This window comes from Arthrobacter sp. SLBN-83 (genome assembly GCF_006715285.1).
Classification (GTDB): Bacteria; Actinomycetota; Actinomycetes; order Actinomycetales; family Micrococcaceae; genus Arthrobacter.
Map to the genome: position 1 here is coordinate 3,953,411 of NZ_VFMX01000001.1, position 18,609 is coordinate 3,972,019.

Genomic DNA, 18,609 nt, shown 5'->3' on the forward strand with positions numbered 1-18,609 from the left:
GCCACTAGACCACCACCGTCATTCCGCCATCGATGAAGATGGTCTGTCCGTTCACGAAGTTGGAGCCGTCAGAGGCCAGCCACACCACAGGACCGGCCAGGTCCTCCACGGTGCCCCAGCGGTGCGCCGGCGTCCGGCCCAGGATCCAGGAGTTGAACTCCTCGTCGTCCACCAGGTTTTGGGTCATTTCGGTGTGGATATAGCCGGGCGCGACGGCGTTGATCTGCAGACCGGAGGCGGCCCATTCGGCGGTCATGGCGCGGGTGAGGTTCCGCAGCCCGCCCTTCGCCGCGATGTACGGGGCAATGGTGGGGCGGGCCAGGTCCGTTTGCACGGAGCAGATGTTGATGATCTTGCCGCGGCCGCGGCCGATCATGTGACGGGCGGCCTCGCGGCCCACCAGGAAGGCGCTGGTGAGGTCCGTGGAGAGGACGCGTTCCCAGTCCGCCACTTCCAGGTCAAGCATGGGCACCCGGTGCTGGATGCCGGCGTTGTTGACCAGGATTTCCAGCGGACCCACGTTCTCCTCGATCCAGACAATGCTCCGGGCAGCGGCGTCGTCGTCGGTCACGTCGAAGGCGACGCTGTGGATCCGGCCCGGCGGGAATTCCGCTGCCAGCGCGTTTTCGGCTTCCTTCAGCCGCTCCTCGTTGACGCCATTCAGCACTACGGTGGCACCGGCGTCGGCCAGCGCCTTGGCAAGGGCCGAACCGATGCCCCTGCTGGAGCCGGTGACCAGGGCTACGCGCCCGGTGAGGTCAAATAAGGCGCTCATGCGAAAGGTCCCTTCTGGACGAGGTTGGCGGGGGTTTGGCCGTCGGCCAGCGCCTGGAGCTGCCGTTTGAGCAGTTTGAGGATCCGGGGTTCGAAGGCCGAAGCGTTGCCGCCAACGTGCGGGGTGATGAGGGCGTTCTCCGCCGACCACAGCGGGTGGCCGGCGGGAAGCGGCTCGGGATCCACCACGTCGATGGCGCACTGCAGGCGGCCGGAGACAACTTCGCGGGTCAGGGCCTCGGTGCTGATGACGGCACCGCGGCCCACATTGACTACCAGCGCCCCGTCCGGCAGGGCGGCCAGGACTTCCTGGCCCACCAGATGGTGCGTGTTGTCATTGAGTGGCAGGACGGAGACCAGGATGTCGTGGTCCGCAGCGAGGGCCATCAGCTCATCCGGACCGTGGACCTGCCCGTCCGCGTCCGTGCGTGCCGTGCTTCCCACCCGCGTGATGGTCACCTCGAAGGGCTCCAGCCGGCGGGCCAGTTCCTTGCCGATCCCGCCGATGCCCAGCAGCAGGACTTTGCGGTCCGCCAGGGACTGGCGCCGCTGCGGCCTCCAGCTCTCAATTTGCTGATCCTTGACCGCCTGGTCGATCCCCCGCAGTTTCGCAAGGATGAGGCCAACAGCAAGTTCCGCGGTGGCCGCCGCATGGACGCCCGAGGCGTTTGCTACCGCGGCGCCCGGACCGGCAGCCTCCAAGACGCCGTCGTACCCCGTTGACTGTGTCTGCACGAACTTAAGGCTCGGCACTACGCCCAGGGAACCCAGCACTGCCCCGGCGTTGAGGTACGGGAGGATGACGCCGTCGATGCTGCCCAGGTCCTCCCCCGGGGCGTCCTTCATGTCCCAGACCACGCCGCGGAGGCTGCCGGGAAGCGGTGAGAGATCGGCCAGGAGCTGGGAGTCCGGGAAACTGACGGTGTGCACGTGCTGCATGTGGTGGGGCCTGTCGGTTGGTGGTGGTTGAGGTGCCGGGCGGGTGTTAGGTGGTGGGTTGGCGGCGGTCGAAGGTCAGGCCGCCGGGGACCTGGAAGGTGGGCATGAGTTCAAGCATGCCAACATTTACGTGCCGTGGGGTTTCGATGGCGTAATCAAGGGCGTTGACAATGTCATCGGCGTTCCAGCTTGAGGTTCTAGCTCAATTGTCCTGGCCGCGGTATCCGGTAAGGCACCTCGTGCGCCATGGCTGGGTCCGCGTCACCTTGAAGGTCATAGTCGCTGGAGCCCTAGGATTTCTTGATTTCCCGTGGATAGTCTGGGAAAGAACGCCACCCTACGTGAGGGTCAGTGAGAATGTGGTCAAAGCGGACGCTATGGTAATCGCCCGGAACAATGTCACCCTGTTGGGTCGGGATGATGGGCCTGTGATGATGTTTGCGCACGGCTTCGGCTGCGACCAGACCATGTGGCGGAACCTGCTCCCCTACTTCATGAATGACTACCGGCTGGTGCTTTTTGATCATGTTGGTTCGGGACATTCGGACATCAGCGCCTATGACTGGGAAAAGTATGGATCCCTGAAGGGGTACGCGGCGGATCTGCTGGAGATTTGCCGCGCGCTTGAACTTGAGGACGTCATCCTGGTCGGACACAGCGTCAGCACTATGATCGCCGTGGTCGCCGCAGCCCAGGAGCCCACCCGTTTTTCCCACCTGATCCTGCTGGCTCCTTCACCCCGCCATACGAACGACCCGTACGACGGCTACGTCGGCGGATTCTCGCGGGAAGACATCGTGAGTCTGCTGGCAGCTCTGGACAGCGACTATTTCGCCTGGGCCGCGGCCCTGGCACCCATCGTCATGGGCAACCCGCAAGAGCCGGAACTGGCAGAAGACCTGCGTGCCAGCTTCTGCCGGACAGACCCCATAATCGCACGGCATTTCGCCGAAGTGACCTTCTTTTCCGACACCCGCCCCGAACTGGCTAAGGTGCACACAAACTGCCTCATTCTGCAGTGCTCCAACGATCTGCTAGCCCCGCTCGAAGTGGGCGCCTACCTGCACAAGAACTTAGAACACAGCACCCTGGTGCAGCTTCGGGCAACAGGGCACTGCCCCCACGTGAGCGCGCCGGAGGAAACGGCGCACGCGATTTTGCACTACCTCGACACCCACTCCTGACAGGCCTCGCCGACTTCCTGGGCAAACCGCACTATCGACATTCAGCAACGGAACCTCGCCTAGCAGCCGAGGGCCTGTCTGAGCGCTCGTTCTTCAGGCTGTCCGCGCTGCCTTTGCCACGAGTCGGGCTGCACCGGGAAGCCCGTTCGCCCCCGCCCGCGCATACCAGTCGATGGTGGCGACATCCTGGCCGCGGCTTGTCATCGCTTCGGTAAAGATGTCCATGTCAATGACCTGCAGGACTTTGAGGTGTTCGGCGTTGTCGGTTGTGACGGCGCCGGTAAGTGCCTCAAGCGCGAAGCTTCTGCCGGTTCCGGAGAGCAGCAGATCCATCAGGGGTCCCACGTTCAGCTTCAGATTGTTGGCCAGCGCCAGGATGTCTTGGACGTTCTTCTGGTTCATCATGAGGAGTGCATTGTTGATGAGCTTGCCGGTTTGACCAGATCCGGCCGGTCCCATATGGGTGATCTTCCCAGAGAAAGCCGAAAGAACGGGCCGGACGGTCTCCAGCGCCTGGATGGGGCCGCCGACTATGGTCGTCAGCTGCCGGGCTTCGGCGCCGGGGCGGCCACCGCTGACGGGAGCGTCCAGCACCAGCACCCCGCACGATGCGGCGCGGTGGGCCATTGACTCTGCGTAGCCGGGAAGTCCGGTGCCGTGGTTGATCAGGATGTTCCCCGGCGTGAGGCTTTCCAGCAGTCCCCCCGAGGTGAGAACCTCCTCGATGTCGGAGTCCTCCCTAAGGCATAGTCCGACGACGTCACTGGCGGCCCCCAGTCCGGCAAGGGTGTCATGCCGGACGTATGGCAGACCTTGGAGGGTGGCGAGGGAGGCTTCGCGTCGGACCCAGACATGCAGCTCGAATCCTGCGGCGGCGATGGCTCGGGCCATGGGAGCGCCTTGGTCTCCAAGGCCTATCCAGCCCACTTTTGTGTCTCGCAGAATTGTGTTCGGGTTGGTTGGTTCCCGCGGTGTGTCTGTTCCGGAGATGCTCATGTTGAGTTTCCTTCCTGTTGAGGAGGTGATGGCGTTCACTTAGCGCGCTGCGCGAAGAAGTTCGGTGGAGAGGTCCCAGAGGCGTTGGGCGTTGGCCGGGTCGAGGGCGTAGGGAGCCACCCCCGTGTAGTCCGGGCCGCGGTGGTCCACGACGGGGGCTTCGTTGACGTCTTCAAAGTAACGCCCGCCGATGCCTTCCAGGTCAGGGGAAGTGGCGACATACAGGGTGGTGGCTGCACCCTGTTGCGGAGTCTTCTGGCGCTCGAGCGGCGTCCGCAAGCCGCCGGTGTGGCGTTGAAGATTGGTGGCAATGGCGCCGGGCATAACCGCATTTGAAGTAATGCCGTCTTTGGCCCAGCGCTCGGTCGCCGCGACGGCGAACAATGTCGAGGCTGTCTTGGACTGGCCGTAGGCGACGAACGGGTCGTAGGGGATGAAGTTGAAGTGAGGGTCATCAAACAGCACCGGGGCAAACAGGTGGCCGCTGGAACTCAGGGAGACAATTCGGGCGTTCCTGGCCTCTGCCAGTGCCGCGTGCAGGGCGCGGGCGAGGGCGAAATGTCCCAGGTGGTTGGTGGCGAACTGCATTTCCCAGCCTTCAGGGGTCCGTTCCAGCCCAGGCAGGGCCATGATGCCGGCGTTGTTGACCAATACGTGGAGGGGGCCGCTCCACTGCGCGGCGAACTCTGAGATAGAGGACCGGTCCGAAAGGTCCACGCGGCCCACAAAGATGTTCGGATTGCTGGTTGAACTCCGGAGATCGGCTGCAACCGGTGCGGCTGCGCTGACGTTGCGGACCGCGAGAGTGACTTCGGCTCCAATGTTGGCGAATGCGCGGGCGGTCTCGATGCCGATGCCGGAGGCCCCGCCGGTGATCACGACACGTTTACTTGTGAAATCGATGCCTTCCGTGACGTCGGAGGTGGTTGAGCTGAACCCGAACTTGGTGGTGATTCTTGTCATGGTGATGAACTTTCTTGCGACAGGCGCGAGTCGAAGGATCTTGAGGAGGCAACGCCCACACCTCGGCAACTTCCGAGTAGGAGTCCGGTGAACGGGCGGCTTATGACTCAGTGTGCGCCGGTCGAAAAGGGGCAGCCAGAACCCTGAATTTCATATGAATGCCAGGGCTACCCTAAGGAACCGTCTTGGTTCCTCGTCGAGTTTCAGTCCGCTTGCGGAAGATTGGCTGCCAACCGTTGCAAGGCCAGTTCGGATCGGCTCCCGGGCTCGGCGTGATGAATGACCAGAAGGTGCCCGTCGGTGCCGGTTACTGCCAGTTTTTCGTGGAAGAGCTCCATGTCTCCCACGAGTGGATGATGCAGAAGACGTTTCCCTGCGACTTTCGGGCGCACATCGTGGCGGGCCCACAATTGAAGGAAGTAGGCGCTGCTCTTTGACAGGTCAGAGACCAGCGCCTCAAGCGCGGGGTCCCTGACCCGCTCACCTACCGAGGCCCGCAAGCCGGCGGTGGCCTCCGCCATGACCTGTTCCCAGTCTTCGTAAAGCTCCCGCTCGGCAGGATCCAGGAACGCTTCCCGGAGCATGTTGGTCCCCGCCTTGTTCCTGGGTGACAGAGCGACTGCCAAAGGATTGGCAGCGAGGACATTCATGAAGCGGTCCTGCACGAAAGCCGGGACATGGCCCAAGGTCATCAGCAGATGCGAAAGTCCTATGTCAACGCCTGCTGTCTCTTCCACCCCTGCCACGGCCACGAAGTCGGGGCGCGCCAAGCGGTGCAGATGCAGCGTCGAGGGTGGATCCAGGCGAAGGGCCCGGGCAAGGGCATCCAGGATCTGCGGTGACGGGTGGTGGTCCTTTCCCTGCTCGAGCCGCACGTAGTAATCGACGCTGATACCCGCCAGTCCTGCGACCTCTTCACGTCGAAGACCCGGGACCCGACGCCGGCCAAAGCCACCGAGACCAACATCTTCTGGGCTAACAAGCCCACGACGAGCCTGCAGGTATTGGCTAAAAGCCTCATTTTTCGCCACCTCCCCAATCTACGCTCGCCCTGGACAGGTGGCTGACGCACTCCTCTGTCCCTCCCCTAACAAGGCGAGGACTCGTTTACGCTAAAGATCATGAATAACGAGGGTGTCGTACTTGCAGCTGCCGAGGATTTGTTGGTTCGGCTTTTGCAGCCGCCCATCTTCAACCACAGCGCCCGGGTGTTCGAGTATGCCCGAGCCATCGCTGCAGCCGAGGGCTGTGCCATTGATGTTGCAGCTCTGCGGCTCGCTTCCCTTTTCCACGATGCGGGGACCGCCGATGAGTATGACGGCCCCCAGCGGTTTGAAGTCGAAGGTGCAGACGCGGCCGCGGCGTTCCTGACCACCCACGGATGGGAAGCCACCCGGGTTGACTCGGTCTGGGAAGCGATTGCGTTACACACCTCACCTCAGATCGCTGAACGCCGGGGACCCGTGGCAAGGTACCTCCGACTCGGCGTTCGGGCCGACTTCGGGGACGACAGCCTGCTGCCCCGTGCTGAGAAACACCGTTCCGAAGTCGAAGCAACGTATCCTCGGCTGATGATCGAGCAGTGCCTGGGCCAGAGAGTCGTTGGCCAGGCACTGCGCAACCCGGAGAAGGCACCTCCATCCTCCTGGCCCGGTGGGCTGCTGCAGGCTCATTTGGGCTCAAGCCACGGCCAGGGGATTAATCCTGCTTTCTAGCCTCTGGTCGAGCCGTTGTGAACTTACGGGTCAGGATTCATGATGGGAAAGGCGCGCAAAGAAATGCCTGGTGGCGTGCAGCGCCGGATGCGAGGACTGCGGTGAGAAGTGAGTGAACTCGGCAGGACCATCGGGTTCCTGGTCCACGACAACGTCACGATGATGGACGTCGCCGGGCCAGCTGACGTGTTCCATCATGCCAATGTCTTTGGCGCCGACTATAAGACGGTTATGGTTTCAGCGGACGGCCAAGCCAAACGGGCTGCAAACGGCCACTTTCTGATGGTGGAAACCACCGCCGCGGGGGCAGGTGCCCTGGACACGGTGCTCGTTCCTGGGGCCTACGGCATGGTGGCCAAGCCTTTCGAGCAGGAACTAGTCGATGCCGTTGCCCAGCTGACGAACGATGCCAAAAGGATTGCATCCGTTTGCACTGGTGCTTTTCTCCTGGCGCACGCGGGCTTGTTGAACTACCGCAACGCGACAACGCACTGGACCCAGGTCGAGCGGTTCAGAAAGTCATTTCCCCTGGTTAATGTGGTCCCCGACGCATTGTTTGTACAGGATGATCCGATCATCACTTCCGCCGGCATCAGTTCCGGCGTGGACCTGGCGTTGTTCATGGTTGAGGACGACTATGGTCCGGAAGTAGCACGCGCCGTCGTTCGGCAAATGGTCATATTCAACCAACGGCCCGGCGGCCAATCACAGCGTTCAGTGGCCGTCAGTACGAGCACTTCCCGGGACCACGTCCTAAGGGAACTGCTGGACCGGATCACAGCTGAGCCAGCCGCCGACTACTCGATAGACGCCATGGCCGCAATGACAAATCTCAGCGCCAGCAGCCTTACCCGCAGGTTCCAAGAGGCAACCCGGACCAGTCCAGCACGGTATGTCGAAAAGGTACGCATCGAAGCCGCGCAGGCGATGCTCCAACGCGGAGCCACTGTTGCCACAACGGCAGCCGCAACCGGATTCGGAAGTGCAGAGACACTGAGGCGCGTATTCACGCAAAAAATCGGAATGAGTCCCTCCCTGTATCTTGAGCGCCTCACACCGCGCCACGGCGACGGCGGCCACCTCCCCGCGTAACTTCTACAGCCTGACGCTAATTGTGGGTTTCCTGACCGAATCAGCGGGTCCCCTGATTCTTTCCAGGAACGATGCTTGACGTACCGGGGCAAACCGGAGCAACCACAACAAAGGAGAAGGCCATGCCCTTCGTAAACGTCAAGCTCGTCGACGGGGTCTTCACCGAAGACGAAAAGCACCGTATGGCGGCGGCACTGACAGACGTCATGGTTCAGTTCGAAGGATCCGAGGCTTTCCGTGAGGTCGTTTGGGTCCTCATCGAAGAACTGCATACTGACGGTTGGCACATCGGCGGTCTTCCCTTCCGGGGACCGGCCAGCCTGATGGACGGCCTCGCCCGTTCCAAGAGCCTCTACGAGTCCATCGATGGCCATCCGGTGACCCGAACCGAGCTGGCCGAAAAAGCACCCGTTCGGGACAAGTAACCGGCCGGAAGGTTCAGCGACGCATCTGCTCGGGCAGTGCGCCCTCGTCGAACCGGGCAGCCAGCCCCTACCAAAGCCACATTCCTCAATTCGATGTGCAGACAGCTGGAGAACCACGTTCTCCCCTCAAGAAAAGAAAACAGAATTATGGCTTTCATCAAAGTCGGTACGGAAAACAGCACGGACGTCGAGCTTTACTACGAGGACCACGGCACCGGACAGCCCGTTGTCCTGATCCATGGCTACCCGCTGGATGGTGGGTCATGGGAGAAGCAAAGCGCGGCCCTCCTGAACGCCGGTTACCGCGTGATCACCTACGACCGCCGGGGCTTCGGCAAGTCAAGCAAACCGACCACCGGCTACGACTACGACACCTTCGCAGCCGACCTCAACACCGTCCTCGAAACCCTGGACCTGCAGGAGGTCGTCCTGGTTGGCTTCTCGATGGGCACCGGCGAAGTCGGACGGTACATCGGCACCTACGGCGAGGCACGGATAGCCAAGGCAGCGTTCCTAGCCTCCCTCGAACCATTCCTCCTGCACACCGAGGACAACGCCACCGGCGTTCCTTCCTCAGTATTCGACAGCATCCGCAACGCCGCCCTCGAAGACCGCTACGCCTGGTTCGCCAGTTTCTACAAGGATTTCTTCAACACCGACACCTTCCTTGGAAGCCGACTCAGCGAGGAAGCCTTGCGCAGCGCATGGAACGTTGCGGCCGGCTCCTCCTGGTACGCCTCGTTCGCCGTCGTCGACTCATGGCTCACCGACTTCCGTGCCGACGTCGGGAAGATCACCGTCCCGGCCCTGATTGTCCACGGAACGGACGACCGGATCCTCCCAATCGACGCAACAGGCCGGGAGTTCACCAAGCGTCTTCCATCCGCTGAGTACGTGGAGATCGAAGGCGCCCCGCACGGCATGCTCTGGACGCACAGTGACGAGATCAACGAAATCCTGCTCCGCTTCCTGAACAAATAACCCAGGCGTGCCACCCGACAGGAGGGTTTGGAACCGACCGCTGTCCACACCCTGCTGCGGCTTCCCCTCCAACGAAATGGAACCACGACCATGACACCTATACATCACAAGACGCTGGTCCTCCTGGACCATCCTGACCTTTCCACTTCCCGTATCAACAGGGCACTGGCGACCGCGCTTGAAGATGCACCGGATCTGACGGTGCACGACCTGAGACGCCTGTACCCCGACGGCCACATCGACCTTGCCGCCGAGAGGGCCGCGGTGGAAGCGGCCGAAAACATCGTCCTGCAATACCCAACCCACTGGTACGCGCCTCCGGCATTCCTCAAAACCTGGCTCGACGAGGTGCTTGTCCGCGGCTGGGCCTACGGCACCGGGGCACCCGGAGCACTTGCAGGCAAGACACTCCGGGTTGCCACCAGCACAGGCGGTGCCGGAGAGGCCTATTCCCCCGACGGCTTCCACGGGTGGGACTACAACGACATCCTCATCCCACTGCAGGCCACAGCCCGCCGGCTCGGAATGCAATGGCTGAGCCCCTTCATCGTTCACGGCGTACGGGACCTGACGGACGAACAGCTGCAGGACCGGGCGCAGGACTACCGGAACCTGCTTTTGTTGCGCACCGTGCCGGAGCACGTCTAAGCAATGCCGGCGAGAACCAACACCGACAGGACAACCATGATGAAAAGCATGTCGACCACGGCCTACGGCGGCCCGGAAGTCATTCAAGAAGTCCACCTTCCCACCCCCGAGCCGGCCGCGGGGGAAATAACGATTGATGTCCAGTACGCAGCCGTCGGCCTCATCGATGCCATCATCCGTCGAGGAACGTTTGCCGACCTCGAGTACGTCCCCAAGCCCTCCTATATACCGGGACTCGAGGTCACCGGGACGGTCCGCGCCCTCGGGGAAAGGGTTAGCGGTCTCTCGATCGGTGAACACGTCGCAACGGTGACCCTTCCGAACAGCGGAGGATACGCAGAAGTCGTGGCCGCCCCGGCCGCGCTGGTCGTCTCGCTCGAAGGATCCGGCGCTGATCCAGTCCAGGTCGTCGCCGGACTGGGCAACGCCGCGACCGCCCATATGGCACTGACCGAGCTCGGCAACATCCGTGCCGGATCGCGCGTGCTGATCCACGGCGTCATTGGCGGCCTCGCCTCCGCGTTTCCCGCCGTCGCCCGAATGCTCGGAGCCAACCGGATAGTTGGTACCGTCCGCACCAGGGACAAGGCTCAAGCCGCTATGTCTCTCGGGCTGGACCGTGTCATTGTCTCCGACGAATTTCCCGACGCCCTCCACGACGAAACGTTCGATCTCGTTATCGACCCAGTAGGAGGAGAGCATCGCCTCGCCACGCTGGACCTCATGGCACAGCATGCACGCATGCTTGTCGTCGGCAGCGCCGCACAGGACGCGGGCACCATGGTGGACACCAACAGGATTTGGCGCAGCAACATCGGCATCCTGGGCTTCAGCGCCGGGCTGGCACTCTCCGAAAACCCCGAACGCGGGGCAGCCGCCGGACGTGCTGTCCTACCCCTCATCGCAAGCGGTCAGCTCACCCTCCCGGTGAGCCTGCTCCCGTTGGAAGAAGCTGCCGAAGCACACGCACAAATGGAAGCACGGACCGTGACGGGCAGGCTGATTCTTGCCGTAAACGGCCACCAAAACATTAGGCAGTACTGACAAGGTGCGGCACGCCCAGGCAGACCTGTCCTTCCCCCCATCCTCAAGTGAATGAGTATCAAAACATGAACCAAGACAACCAAAAGAACATCATCGTCACAGGCGCCAGCAGCGGCATCGGGGAAGCCACTGCCCGCGCTCTGGCGGCCCAGGGCCACAGGGTATTCCTCGGCGCGCGGCGTGAGGATTCACTGCGGACCCTCGTGGCAGACATCCAGCGGGATGGCGGCGAGGCAGACTACCGCCGGCTCGATGTAACAGACCTTGCCGACTTCAGCGAGTTCGTGGAAGCAGCCGAACAGCGTTTCGGCCGGGTCGACGTCCTCGTCAACAACGCCGGAGTCATGCCGTTGTCCCCCGTGCATGATCTGCGCATCGAAGAGTGGAACTCCATGATCGATGTGAACCTGCGCGGCGTACTTCACGGCGTGGCAGCTGTTTTACCCGGCATGCGGTCCCGGCGGGCAGGTCACATCATCAATGTCGCTTCAGTCGCCGGTCTGCGCGTTGACCCGACCGCAGCAATCTACTGCGCTACGAAATACGCCGTCCGGGCCTTTTCCGAAGGGCTCCGCCAGGAGAACACCGACGTGCGCGTAACCGTGGTTTCGCCCGGCTTCACGCTGACTGAACTAACGGACCGGGGCGGCAATCCCGAAGTCCGAGCCGCTGCCCACGCCGCAGCCGAACAGTTCGGGATTCCCGCTACAGCTGTGGCCGACGTTATTGCCTTTGCCGTCGCCCAGCCGGCAAATGTCGACATCAATGAGCTCGTCGTCCGGCCGACCCTTCAGCAGTAGCCCCCCGCCCCCGACGGTTCGGGACCGACACAGGAACGAGTTGAGTTGACTGCTCGGGGGCCTGTCCACGCCAGGCCCACGAGCCACTTATGAAACCGGGGTATGCCTACGGCCAAAGGCCAGCGCCCTGAGCGAGAAGGTGTGCCAGCCTGACCGTTCCGGGCGTTCCTTCATCCGGAGCACGAGTACGGGGCTGCGCAGGAAGGAAATATCAGCGCCTCGGGTGTCAGCGCGACTACTGCGCCAGAATCGAACAAGGCCGCGAATGAAATGAACTCTCACGACGCCGCTAACACACCCCTTGCAATAAAACACAGGGCTCACGCAAACACGATCGACAGCTGCCGCTTATACACCTTGATTTGCCATCGTGGACGTTTTGTACACCATAGCCAGCACTAAAAGCTTCTGACCTGCGGAAACACTGTGCCCGAGGTGGGACTCGAACTGCGTTCCCGCCCTTGCAAACACAGGGAACCCGCGAAAACATGCGGGATCCTGGCCACTCCGAAGGCTGTTTGGCCTAGTACGACACGAAAAGTGTGCACATTGTCCACGCCCTTTTGGGGGCGCGGGAGGACTACCTGGGCACCGGACGTCCAGAAATCTCGGCGGCACAGTCCAATAAGTGGATATTGCCCGCGGCGACTCCAACACCGAGGTCGAAGCCTTCGTCCGCGCTGAAGCCATGCCGGTAACCGTTGATCCACAGCAGCCCTATGAACTTCCACACCGTCCGTTTGTTCCCATCAACGAGTGGATGGAACCGGGCGAAAAGAGCCCTCAAGGAAAGGATCGCCATTGATGGCGGTGGTTTCTTCCCCGCCTGTTTCGCCGTCAGTGATGCCAAACATCGGCTCGTTGACAATGGAAGATCGCGCAATACGCGTGGATCTCCTGTGGGGGTCAGTGCTGAACTGTGCGGGCGAAGTGAACAGGCGTTCCGCTGGACTGGCGGGGTATCAGGGTGGGTGTAGCGCGCCGGATCCGCGGTTCAGTAGCGGGGTTAACGATGAGGTCGATGGCGGTTGCCGCGATCTGATCCAGTGGGACGCGCACGGAGCTAAGTGGGGTGGGCAGGCGCGCGGAAAGGGGCGTGTCGTTGTAGCCGACCAGCGCAAGGTCATCAGGAATGGAAACACCGTTGTGCTGGGCCGCGGCCATGACGCCCATGGCGATGTTGTCGTTGGCCGCGAATATTGCTGTGGGACGGGATTCCGGGGTTCGGGCGAGGAGTTTTTCGCCGGCCGTGTAGCCGTTTTCGATGCCGTAGCCGGCGGCGATCAGCCATTCTTCGCGTGGCTGGATACCTGCTTCGTTCAATGCCTTGCGAGCTCCTGCCAGGCGCGCGGTTCCAGTGGAGGTGAAGTCCGGGCCGGTGATAACGGCGATGTCGCGGTGCCCCAGGTCGACCAGGTGCCGGACGGCGAGGTAGCCCCCGACTTCGTCATCGCCGATGGCCGAAGGGCTTTCTCCGTCAGTACGCAGGACCAGAGCGTGCGGCACGCGGCGCTGACGCAGCAGCTGCGGTAGTTCGTCGCCGATCCGAGCAGTGGCCAGTATTAGGCCGTCGACATTTCGGTCCAGCAGCGTCTCCGCAGCACGCCGCTCATCCTCAGGATCGTCGCCGCTGCTGGCCACCATGGCAAAGTAGCCCCGCGCCGACGCGGCTCGTTCCAATGCTTCGAACATCAGCGCCATGACGGTATCGCTGAGGCGGGGAACTAGTACTCCCAAGGTGCGCGTTTCACCGCGGCGGAGGCTGGAAGCGAAAGAATTTCTGCGGTAGCCAAGTTCCTCAGCAATTTTACGGACGTGCGCGGCTGCGGCTGAGCGGGAGGTTGAACGTTCATCCAAGGCACGGCTGGCCGTGGAGATGCTCACGCCGCTGGCAGCGGCAACGTCCTTCAGGGTAACGATAGCTGCGGGTAAGGCCTGCTCCATCGCGGTTCTCCTCTTCAGCAAGGGTGTAACAGACACTCTATTCCTCTTTCTTGCAAACGTTCTCTTGACAGTGAGCTGCGACACGTGCAAACTTGAAAACGTTCCCGCAAACGTTCTCATCATAGCGGGAATACCGAAAATCAAAGAAGACAAGAAGGTAGCTGCAAATGGCACTCGATCTCCGCGGACTCAGCCCCGCACCCGTCACCCCGTTCACCGAAGATGGCGCTGTCGACTTCGCTGCGATCCAGCGCCTGGGTTCGTGGCTCGGATCGATTGAGGGCGTGAAGAGCCTCGTCGTCCTGGGCCACGCTGGCGAAGGCACGTTCCTCACTGAAGAGGAGCAGCTTGACGTTATCCGGGCGTTCGTTGCCTCGACCGACGGCCGTGTACCGGTCGTGGCGGGCATCACCAAGGAGGGCAACAAGACTGCGGCCCTCGAGGCCAAGAAGGCCGTTGAGGCCGGCGCATCGGCTGGCCTGGTCTACCCCTCGCACGGCTGGCTGCGCTTCGGCTACCAGCAGGGCGCACCGCAGTCGCGCTACAAGGAAATCTACGAAGAGTCCGGCCTGCCGCTGATCCTCTTCCAGTACCCCGACAACACCAAGGCAACTTACGACCTGGACACCCAGTTGGAGATCGCCGGCCAGGAGGGCGTCTTTGCCACAAAGAACGGCGTGCGGAACATGCGCCGGTGGTATACCGAGATCCCCGCGCTGCGCGCCGCGTACCCCGAACTGCAGATCCTGTCCTGCCACGACGAATACCTGCTGCCGACAATGTTCGACGTCGACGGCCTGCTCGTCGGCTACGGCAACATCGCCCCCGAGCTGCTCGTCGAACTGATCGAAGCAGGCAAGGCGCAGGACTACAAGCGTGCCCACGCAATCCATGAGCGGCTGCTCCCGGTAACGAAGAACGTTTACCACCGCGGCTCCCACATGGAAGGCACCGTCGCCTTGAAGTGGGGCCTCGTGAACCGCGGCATTCTGGACCACGCCACGGTGCGCACCCCACTCCTGCCCCTGCCGGAAGGGGCCGAGACTGAAATCGCGGAAGCCTTCGCCGCCGCAAACATCGGCAAGGTCACCGTCAGCGCCTGATCCCCGGATCCTGAGGATGGCGGGAGCAACTCCCGCCATCCTCCCCTAGGCTTTAGCCTGTCTCCACTCTTGGTCAATGAGGACCCCAGCATCTTTCGCTGGAGAAGGAGGACTCGCAATGCGCGAGCCAAACAACACCACCACCATGGCGGGCGGCCCCAACGCCGCCAGGATCAATGCAGAGCTCGTAGCCCGCCTCGAACGGCTCCCGCTCACCCGACGCCTGACCCTGATTCGTGTGGTCATCGGGTCAGCCACGTTCTTCGACGCGTACACCGTCCTGGCCATCGCCTTCGCAATGCCCCAGCTGTCCTCGGAATGGCACCTGACCGCCGGGGAAATCGGAATGATCCTCTCCGCCGGCTACGTCGGCCAGATCTTCGGATCACTCTTCTTCGGCCAACTCGCCGAACGGATCGGCCGCCTCCCGGTCCTGCTGATCACGATTCTTCTCTTTGTCTCCATGGACGTAGCCTGCCTCTTCGCCTGGGGCGCCGCGTCAATGATCATCTTCCGCTTCCTCCAAGGCATCGGCACCGGCGGCGAAGTACCGGTCGCCAGCGCCTACATCAACGAATTCGTCGGAGCCAAGAAGCGCGGCAGGTTCTTCCTGCTCTACGAGGTGATCTTCCCCGTCGGTCTCATGTTCGCGGGCATCGCCGGATACTTCCTCGTCCCGGTCGTTGGCTGGAAGGCCATGTTCATCGTCGGCATCGTCCCGGCATTGCTCACCATCCCGATGCGGTGGCTGATGCCTGAATCACCGCGCTGGCTCGCTTCCCGCGGACACGTCCACAAAGCCGAAACCGTCGTCGCCATGCTCGAAAAGGAAGCACTCAAGGCAGGACACACCCTCTCCGAGCCCGTCGTTCGCCCCGTGGATCCGAAAGCAACTGCCCGCACCAGCTGGCGCGAACTCTTCTCAGGCATCTACAAGAAGCGCACCTTCATGATCTGGATGCTCTGGATCTGCGTCTACATGGTCAACAACGGCCTGGTCACCTGGCTGCCGACCCTCTACAAGCAGACATTCAACCTGCCCCTGCAGACCAGCCTCGCCTACGGCTGGGTCACCTCCGCCGTGGGCGTCGTAGCATCAATCCTCTGCGCACTGCTGATCGACCGCGTCGGCCGCAAACGCTGGTACACATATGCCTTCCTTGCAGCCACCATCCCGCTGATCATCCTCACCGCCCTCGGCGCCGTCTCAGCAACCCAGGTGGTCGTGTTCGCCAGCATCGCCTACGCCATCCTGCAGACCATCTCGTTCTCGCTCTACCTCTACTCCGCGGAGCTCTACCCAACCCGGCTGCGCGCCATCGGCACCGGCTTCGGCAGCGCCTGGCTCCGAGCCGGCTCAGCGATCGGGCCCATCCTCGTCGGCTACATCGTGGACAACTACGGCATCAGCGTCGTCTTCACAGTCTTCGCCGCCGTCGCCCTCATCGGTGGCCTGGTCACCATCTTCTTCGCCATCGAAACCAAGGGCCGGGTGCTGGAAGAACTGTCCCCCTAGCCAAAACCCGAACACAGTCAGCAGCGCGAAGCGGCATGGACCTAAAGGCCCGTGCCGCTATCGCATTTTCGCCGCCCACGCCCACAACGGACAGTAGGCCCAGAGCGGAATGCCAGCGGAGCGGTCAGTGCCGAGGCTAGGACTATCCATAACCGACCGTTGGCGAAACTACTCTGCACAGGTCACCGTCCGCCCTGCCCCCCGGACAAGTAGCTCGTCCAGCCTCAACAGAATCTCGTCTGCCTGTGAGGCGAGGACCGTGGGATCACCTGTGTCGTTATGCGGACGCCCCACGAGGTGTGCTGGAAATCGGCGCCGAGGTCCTCCAGCGTGGTACCGCTGGCGTGGCCGTAGACCATGACTCCTTCGCCCGCCGCGCCGCCCAGGAGTTCGTAGACGAGCATGCGGGCGGCCTCTAAGACGAGTTCCACGTCAGCGGGCAAGGGATTGTCCGAAACGTTGATTACCTCGTCAGCGCCCATTGCCTTTGCCATCTGAAGGGACGTGTCACTGATGTCTGTGGCTGTCACAGTCCGTGCTCCGGCAAATTGGGCGGCCGCGGTGACCAGCGACCCGATTGGGCCGGCGCTGACCAGCATGTCCCGGCCGGTGCAGGCTGCCCGCACGGCTCACCCCGTGCATGGCGACGGCCAGCGGTTCCGCCAGCGCCCCGCAGAGGGTGTCCACGCCGTCTGGAAGGAGACGCACCTCGGATGCCTTCGCAAGTTTCTGTTCGCTGAAGCCGCCGTCGGTGTGGGGTCGAACGCAGCCGAGCCGAAGTACCGGATCTGTGGGTAGAGGTTGGTCCGGCCCTGCAGGCGCTCCGGCATGGTGCCGTCCCCCACGAGTTCGGCCGGGAGCACCGTGACCGGCTGGCCCACCTCGAGGTGTTCGACGCCGGCACCAAGTCTGGCGATGCGGCCAGCCACTTCATCCCCAGGACGAGCGGCGACTTCAGCGCCGCCGTTCCCGACGCTCCGTGGCGCCAGTACGAAAGTTCGCTTCCGCAGATGCCGCCCCATTCGACGTCGAGCACTACTTCCCCCGGCCCGGCAACTGGCTCAGACCGGTCATCAATGCGGAGATCGTTTGCGCCGTGGACTACAACGGCTTTCATACGGCGTCCTCGAGGCGGACCAGGCCGCGGCCGCGGACCTCGGGGCCGACCGCGGCTGAGACCAGGGTGATCAACGAGTAGCCAATGAGCATTGCTGCGAGCGGCCACCAGTGCCCTGTGACGGCAGTGAGGTTGGCTGCCAGCAGTGGGCCGATCGCGGTGGCTAGGATGCCCCCGATTTCCTTGGCGAGGGCAAGCTGGGTGAAGCGGGTGGGGGGCTCCGAAGAACTCGGCCATGGTGACGCTTTCCATGGCGAACAGGCTCAGGACACCGAGGTAAAGGCCGACCACCATGGCGATGGTGATGAGTGCGCTATTGCCACTGGTGATCATCAGCATCTTGGGGATGGCGTAAACAGCGGTATGGGCGCTGAGGGCCAGGTACAGCGGGCGCCGGCCGAACCGGTCACCGAGGAGGCGGACCACGGGTACGGTGACGAAGCCCAGGAGGAAACCGTACATGATGGCGTCGGTGCCCACGGTCTTGTCGGTAAGCAGGACGGTGGCGAGGTAGCCCACCAGGAACGTTTGGACAAGCCCGGTGTTGCCGGCCTGGCCGAGGCGCAGGCCAAGGGCAATGAGGAATGACTTGCCCTTTTTCTGGTGCAGGGCGGCTTCGATGGTGCTGGTTCCGGTGAGTTCCGGCGCCTTTGCGGCGGTCTTGATCTTGTCCTTGGTGAGGGCCACGCCGTCCACGACATCGGCGCGCTGTTCGAAGACGGGGCTTTCCTTGATGGAGCGCCGGATCCAGATGGCGAACAGCATGATAACGAAACTGGCCATGAAGGGGATGCGTCAACGCCAGCTCAGAAACTGGTCCTGGGAGAGCGAGGCCACCAGGATGGCCCACAGCGTGGAGGCATCCAGGGTTCCGGAGTTGGTGCCCAGGCAGATCAGGGACGAGATGACGCCGCGGCGGCGTGCAGAGGCGAATTCCGCCAGAATCACGGTGGCGCCGGCGATTTCCGGACCGGCCCCGAACCCTTGGAAGAGGCGCAGAGCCACGAACAGGATGGGCGCCCAGATCCCCGTCATGGCGTACGTGGGGAGGACACCGATCAGAGTAGTGGAGGCTCCCACCAAGGCGATGGTGATGCAGAGGACCTTCTGCGGCCGATCCGGTCACCCATGCGGCCGAAATAGATGGCACCGAACAGGCGGGGAACGTAGCCCACGCCGTAGGTGGCCATCGCAGCGATCAGATCGATGACGGGGCTGACGTCCGGAAAGCAGATTTTGTTGAAGACGATGGCCGCGGCCTGCGAATACAGCTGTAAGTCCATGAATTCCATGGCGATCGCTGCCGGCGACCCGGGCTTGTCCCCAGTGAGACTCCGGCACGAATCAGGACCTGACTACCACGTTCCT

At 62.7% G+C, this 18,609-nt stretch carries 22 protein-coding genes and 2 pseudogenes; 13 read left to right on the top strand and 11 right to left on the bottom strand.

The annotated features are described in order from the left end of the window. Positions 1-4 precede the first annotated feature (4 nt). From FBY30_RS18505 to FBY30_RS21205, 3 genes and pseudogenes are all read right to left on the bottom strand, one after another. Complete coding sequence (locus tag FBY30_RS18505) at positions 5-775, bottom strand: SDR family oxidoreductase (protein ID WP_142134079.1); 771 nt, start codon at positions 773-775, stop codon at positions 5-7. Further along, positions 772-1,713 carry a 2-hydroxyacid dehydrogenase gene (locus tag FBY30_RS18510; RefSeq protein ID WP_142134080.1) on the bottom strand — a complete coding sequence of 314 codons (942 nt, stop codon included), beginning with the start codon at positions 1,711-1,713 and terminating at the stop codon, positions 772-774. The genes FBY30_RS18505 and FBY30_RS18510 overlap by 4 nt, the downstream gene beginning before the upstream one ends. A 46-nt stretch (positions 1,714-1,759) precedes the next feature. Next, a pseudogene (locus FBY30_RS21205) lies at positions 1,760-1,903 on the bottom strand (SDR family NAD(P)-dependent oxidoreductase); the annotation flags it as partial. Positions 1,904-2,090: 187 nt separating this feature from the next. Between FBY30_RS21205 and FBY30_RS18520 the strand changes: the two are divergent. Beyond that, positions 2,091-2,897, top strand: coding sequence for an alpha/beta fold hydrolase (locus FBY30_RS18520; RefSeq protein ID WP_142134082.1), 807 nt, complete (start codon positions 2,091-2,093; stop codon positions 2,895-2,897). A gap of 93 nt (positions 2,898-2,990) precedes the next feature. On the opposite strand, the gene FBY30_RS18525 is transcribed toward FBY30_RS18520, so the two are convergent. The 3 genes from FBY30_RS18525 to FBY30_RS18535 form a co-directional block, all read right to left on the bottom strand. Continuing rightward, a complete protein-coding gene (locus tag FBY30_RS18525) occupies positions 2,991-3,893 on the bottom strand; it encodes an NAD(P)-dependent oxidoreductase (RefSeq protein ID WP_142134084.1) in 903 nt (300 codons plus the stop codon). Between the two features lie 39 nt (positions 3,894-3,932). Beyond that, positions 3,933-4,856 (bottom strand): SDR family NAD(P)-dependent oxidoreductase, encoded by a 924-nt coding sequence (locus FBY30_RS18530; RefSeq protein ID WP_142134086.1) that lies wholly within the window; start codon positions 4,854-4,856, stop codon positions 3,933-3,935. A gap of 203 nt (positions 4,857-5,059) precedes the next feature. Continuing rightward, positions 5,060-5,887 carry a helix-turn-helix domain-containing protein gene (locus FBY30_RS18535; RefSeq protein WP_142134087.1) on the bottom strand — a complete coding sequence of 276 codons (828 nt, stop codon included), beginning with the start codon at positions 5,885-5,887 and terminating at the stop codon, positions 5,060-5,062. A gap of 90 nt (positions 5,888-5,977) precedes the next feature. Here FBY30_RS18535 and FBY30_RS18540 point away from each other — a divergent pair, with 90 nt between their 5' ends. From FBY30_RS18540 to FBY30_RS20745, 8 genes are all read left to right on the top strand, one after another. After that, positions 5,978-6,571: an HD domain-containing protein gene (locus FBY30_RS18540; RefSeq protein ID WP_142134089.1), complete on the top strand. Its 594-nt coding sequence runs from the start codon at positions 5,978-5,980 to the stop codon at positions 6,569-6,571. 108 nt (positions 6,572-6,679) lie between these two features. Then, the gene (locus FBY30_RS18545; protein ID WP_268815706.1) at positions 6,680-7,663 is read left to right on the top strand and encodes a GlxA family transcriptional regulator; all 984 of its coding nucleotides are present in this window, start codon (positions 6,680-6,682) and stop codon (positions 7,661-7,663) included. A gap of 122 nt (positions 7,664-7,785) precedes the next feature. After that, positions 7,786-8,088 (top strand): tautomerase family protein, encoded by a 303-nt coding sequence (locus FBY30_RS18550; protein WP_142134092.1) that lies wholly within the window; start codon positions 7,786-7,788, stop codon positions 8,086-8,088. 147 nt (positions 8,089-8,235) lie between these two features. After that, the gene (locus FBY30_RS18555) at positions 8,236-9,069 is read left to right on the top strand and encodes an alpha/beta fold hydrolase (protein WP_142134094.1); all 834 of its coding nucleotides are present in this window, start codon (positions 8,236-8,238) and stop codon (positions 9,067-9,069) included. Positions 9,070-9,159: 90 nt separating this feature from the next. Further along, positions 9,160-9,717, top strand: a complete 558-nt coding sequence (locus FBY30_RS18560; RefSeq protein WP_142134095.1) for an NAD(P)H-dependent oxidoreductase — start codon at positions 9,160-9,162, stop codon at positions 9,715-9,717. 48 nt (positions 9,718-9,765) lie between these two features. Continuing rightward, entirely contained in the window at positions 9,766-10,761 is a 996-nt protein-coding gene (locus FBY30_RS18565; RefSeq protein WP_235009498.1) for a quinone oxidoreductase family protein, read from the top strand. A 65-nt stretch (positions 10,762-10,826) separates the two neighbouring features. After that, positions 10,827-11,561, top strand: a complete 735-nt coding sequence (locus FBY30_RS18570; RefSeq protein WP_142134097.1) for an SDR family oxidoreductase — start codon at positions 10,827-10,829, stop codon at positions 11,559-11,561. A 628-nt stretch (positions 11,562-12,189) separates the two neighbouring features. Then, positions 12,190-12,366 (top strand): hypothetical protein, encoded by a 177-nt coding sequence (locus FBY30_RS20745; protein ID WP_160141496.1) that lies wholly within the window; start codon positions 12,190-12,192, stop codon positions 12,364-12,366. A gap of 101 nt (positions 12,367-12,467) precedes the next feature. Here FBY30_RS20745 and FBY30_RS18575 read toward each other — a convergent pair whose 3' ends face one another. Then, complete coding sequence (locus FBY30_RS18575; protein WP_142134098.1) at positions 12,468-13,505, bottom strand: LacI family DNA-binding transcriptional regulator; 1,038 nt, start codon at positions 13,503-13,505, stop codon at positions 12,468-12,470. Between the two features lie 167 nt (positions 13,506-13,672). Between FBY30_RS18575 and FBY30_RS18580 the strand changes: the two genes are divergently transcribed. After that, a complete protein-coding gene (locus FBY30_RS18580) occupies positions 13,673-14,608 on the top strand; it encodes a dihydrodipicolinate synthase family protein (protein WP_142134100.1) in 936 nt (311 codons plus the stop codon). Between the two features lie 118 nt (positions 14,609-14,726). After that, a complete protein-coding gene (locus FBY30_RS18585; RefSeq protein WP_142134102.1) occupies positions 14,727-16,124 on the top strand; it encodes an MFS transporter in 1,398 nt (465 codons plus the stop codon). A 224-nt stretch (positions 16,125-16,348) separates the two neighbouring features. Here the strand turns inward: FBY30_RS18585 and FBY30_RS21055 are convergent, their stop codons facing one another. Beyond that, positions 16,349-16,654 (bottom strand): hypothetical protein, encoded by a 306-nt coding sequence (locus FBY30_RS21055; RefSeq protein WP_235009499.1) that lies wholly within the window; start codon positions 16,652-16,654, stop codon positions 16,349-16,351. A gap of 31 nt (positions 16,655-16,685) precedes the next feature. Between FBY30_RS21055 and FBY30_RS21060 the strand changes: the two genes are divergently transcribed. Beyond that, complete coding sequence (locus FBY30_RS21060; RefSeq protein ID WP_235009583.1) at positions 16,686-16,922, top strand: hypothetical protein; 237 nt, start codon at positions 16,686-16,688, stop codon at positions 16,920-16,922. Between the two features lie 32 nt (positions 16,923-16,954). On the opposite strand, the pseudogene FBY30_RS21065 reads toward FBY30_RS21060, so the two are convergent. Next, positions 16,955-17,146, bottom strand: a pseudogene (locus FBY30_RS21065) (hypothetical protein); the annotation flags it as partial. Between the two features lie 458 nt (positions 17,147-17,604). On the opposite strand from FBY30_RS21065, the gene FBY30_RS21070 reads away from it, so the two are divergent. Beyond that, positions 17,605-17,829, top strand: coding sequence for a hypothetical protein (locus FBY30_RS21070; RefSeq protein ID WP_235009500.1), 225 nt, complete (start codon positions 17,605-17,607; stop codon positions 17,827-17,829). Positions 17,830-18,036: 207 nt separating this feature from the next. Here the strand turns inward: FBY30_RS21070 and FBY30_RS21075 are convergent, their stop codons facing one another. Both FBY30_RS21075 and FBY30_RS21080 read right to left on the bottom strand, forming a co-directional pair. Further along, positions 18,037-18,321 carry an MFS transporter gene (locus FBY30_RS21075; protein ID WP_235009501.1) on the bottom strand — a complete coding sequence of 95 codons (285 nt, stop codon included), beginning with the start codon at positions 18,319-18,321 and terminating at the stop codon, positions 18,037-18,039. Beyond that, positions 18,300-18,524 carry a hypothetical protein gene (locus tag FBY30_RS21080; protein ID WP_235009502.1) on the bottom strand — a complete coding sequence of 75 codons (225 nt, stop codon included), beginning with the start codon at positions 18,522-18,524 and terminating at the stop codon, positions 18,300-18,302. Before FBY30_RS21080 ends, FBY30_RS21075 begins: the two co-directional genes overlap by 22 nt. Positions 18,525-18,609 lie beyond the last annotated feature (85 nt).

Bases quoted from the DNA above. Each gene is read 5' to 3' on its own strand.
- FBY30_RS18505 (WP_142134079.1), bottom strand. From the start codon at position 775: ATGAGCGCCTTATTTGACCTCACCGGGCGCGTAGCCCTGGTCACCGGC.
- FBY30_RS18510 (WP_142134080.1), bottom strand. From the start codon at position 1,713: ATGCAGCACGTGCACACCGTCAGTTTCCCGGACTCCCAGCTCCTGGCC.
- FBY30_RS18520 (WP_142134082.1), top strand. From the start codon at position 2,091: ATGGTAATCGCCCGGAACAATGTCACCCTGTTGGGTCGGGATGATGGG.
- FBY30_RS18525 (WP_142134084.1), bottom strand. From the start codon at position 3,893: ATGAGCATCTCCGGAACAGACACACCGCGGGAACCAACCAACCCGAAC.
- FBY30_RS18530 (WP_142134086.1), bottom strand. From the start codon at position 4,856: ATGACAAGAATCACCACCAAGTTCGGGTTCAGCTCAACCACCTCCGAC.
- FBY30_RS18540 (WP_142134089.1), top strand. From the start codon at position 5,978: ATGAATAACGAGGGTGTCGTACTTGCAGCTGCCGAGGATTTGTTGGTT.
- FBY30_RS18550 (WP_142134092.1), top strand. From the start codon at position 7,786: ATGCCCTTCGTAAACGTCAAGCTCGTCGACGGGGTCTTCACCGAAGAC.
- FBY30_RS18555 (WP_142134094.1), top strand. From the start codon at position 8,236: ATGGCTTTCATCAAAGTCGGTACGGAAAACAGCACGGACGTCGAGCTT.
- FBY30_RS18560 (WP_142134095.1), top strand. From the start codon at position 9,160: ATGACACCTATACATCACAAGACGCTGGTCCTCCTGGACCATCCTGAC.
- FBY30_RS18565 (WP_235009498.1), top strand. From the start codon at position 9,766: ATGTCGACCACGGCCTACGGCGGCCCGGAAGTCATTCAAGAAGTCCAC.
- FBY30_RS18570 (WP_142134097.1), top strand. From the start codon at position 10,827: ATGAACCAAGACAACCAAAAGAACATCATCGTCACAGGCGCCAGCAGC.
- FBY30_RS18575 (WP_142134098.1), bottom strand. From the start codon at position 13,505: ATGGAGCAGGCCTTACCCGCAGCTATCGTTACCCTGAAGGACGTTGCC.
- FBY30_RS18580 (WP_142134100.1), top strand. From the start codon at position 13,673: ATGGCACTCGATCTCCGCGGACTCAGCCCCGCACCCGTCACCCCGTTC.
- FBY30_RS18585 (WP_142134102.1), top strand. From the start codon at position 14,727: ATGCGCGAGCCAAACAACACCACCACCATGGCGGGCGGCCCCAACGCC.
- FBY30_RS21070 (WP_235009500.1), top strand. From the start codon at position 17,605: ATGGGCGCTGAGGGCCAGGTACAGCGGGCGCCGGCCGAACCGGTCACC.
- FBY30_RS21080 (WP_235009502.1), bottom strand. From the start codon at position 18,524: ATGGACTTACAGCTGTATTCGCAGGCCGCGGCCATCGTCTTCAACAAA.